Source organism: Acidithiobacillus sp. TH-A36, from assembly GCF_057473445.1.
This window is the reverse complement of sequence record NZ_JBYCKP010000467.1, coordinates 1-1,781: the sequence shown is the minus strand read 5'-3', so window position 1 is coordinate 1,781 and position 1,781 is coordinate 1. Positions and strand designations below refer to the sequence as shown.

Below are 1,781 nucleotides of genomic sequence, written 5' to 3'. Positions count from 1 at the left end.
GATCTGTCTGCCCGTACTGCACCAGGAAGTTCGACCAGGGCAGGCAGGACTGGTACTGCGGATCTATGGAAATGCCGTAGTGCATGGCGATACCCGGCCCCAGAAACATGCCGAGAAACACGGCAACGGCCCCCATGCCCATAATCAGGATGAATTTCGATTTCAGCGTCAGTCCGCTAGTCATCCCGCCCCTCCAAAATCCTGGGCCAGTCGCGCCTGTACGATCTTTTCCACCTGTGCGGTTACGTTGTTCGTTTCCGGCGCGGCCAGCACGTTGCGCGAAAGCACCAGATCGCCACGACGCGCATAGTTTGCGGCGACTGCTTGTATCGTCTGCCCGATAACATGCCCCATTTCTGCGGCTTCATGACGGGTCAACGCGCCATTCTCCACCTGCGATTTGATGACATCGGCCATGATCCTGCCGGTATTGATATACACCACCGGCACACTGCGCGGTCCACCGCTGACCGCCGCTGCACGGGAATGCCCGCCCCCTGCCATCAGATCGGAGAGCGTGCCGGACTGCACCAGAAAAGAGATACCCCCCGCAGCGACCACACCGACCAGCAACATGATGGGATAGGCAAAACGCTCCCGAAAAGAGGGCTTTTTGTTGGGACTTGTGGCATCCGTGCCTGTCGCATCTGGCGTAGTTGCTGCTTCCGCCGGAGATTCTGTTGGGTCGGTTTTGCTTAAAAGATCTTCCATGTGCGCCTCTTCCTGCCCGATTTAGTTATATCCGCCTGAGAAGGCGGGCTTTCCTGTTGGATTTTTTCCTTTTCGATCTGCGCTTCCACATCCGAAATGGATTTGAGATAGTCCAGATCATCCGCTTTGGCGTCTTTCGGATCGTTTTCTTCAGGAGCCAATTCCTGCCTGGCAATATAGGTTTTCTCCCGGTCCAGAAAATCCCGAATAGCCTGATCCGGTGAGACACCGCTTCGCATGGCGGCAATGACATCCTCTTTTTCCGGCCCGTCTGTGGCGTACAGTACCCGGCGATACGGATCGAGCTTCAGACGCCCAACCCCCATCTGGTCTTCGCTCATGATGAAGCATTCTGCATACTCGCCGGTTTTTCTCAGGCTTCGCATCATTTCATAGGCGGATGTTCCGACGGAGAAGAGTTGATCCTTCTCAAGCTGGGCCAATACATCCTGATGTTGCTTCATCACCAGAAAATGTGCGGTTTGCGAAGCAATAACCCGTGTGTAATCGTTCATGTATAAATCCCGCAATCCCTGTAGCCCTAAGCCCAGGGAACCTCGATTCTTGGCAACGCGCCGCGAGAGGCCTTCCAGAAACTTTGCAGCCGTGGGTATCTGCAGCAGGACACTGGCCTCATCGACAAACAGTATCCGGCGTCGATGTTCCCCGTCGGCATCACCCCGCCCGATTTCCCGGCCAATGGCGAACATCATCTGCATGAGAACGACCATCAACAGATGCTTGCGATTCTCCAGTTCCTTGAGTTCCAGATTGACGAATCGGCCATTGAGATCGACGTTCATTGGCTGGTTGAACCAGTGTCCATAAGCCCCGTGATCGGTGAAACGATGGAGCATCTTGCCCATTTCCATAGCACGGGGATCGTTGTCCTGGGCCACGAGATACTCCGCCATGTGGGTTGGTGTCGCTTCTTTGCCCATATTGCCGAAGATGGATTCGATGGCCAGTTCGATGATGTTCAGGTCGCGGTCGCTCAACTGGCCGCTGGGAGAGATCATGGTCCCGAAGATGCCGACCAGTTCATCCATTTCATCGTGCAGATTTTCCAC

At 55.1% G+C, this 1,781-nt stretch carries 2 protein-coding genes and 1 pseudogene; all 3 read right to left on the bottom strand.

Features of this window, described 5'->3' with window-relative positions:
• Nucleotides 1–184 (bottom strand): annotated as a pseudogene (locus AC2VLY_RS11975) (hypothetical protein); the annotation flags it as partial.
• A complete protein-coding gene (locus AC2VLY_RS11970; protein WP_486922348.1) occupies nt 181–711 on the bottom strand; it encodes a hypothetical protein in 531 nt (176 codons plus the stop codon). The gene AC2VLY_RS11970 and the pseudogene AC2VLY_RS11975, both read right to left, overlap by 4 nt.
• Nucleotides 696–1,781 (bottom strand): TraG/VirB4 family ATPase (locus AC2VLY_RS11965; protein WP_486922347.1); only part of this gene is annotated, 1,086 nt, incomplete at its 5' end. The genes AC2VLY_RS11965 and AC2VLY_RS11970, both read right to left, overlap by 16 nt.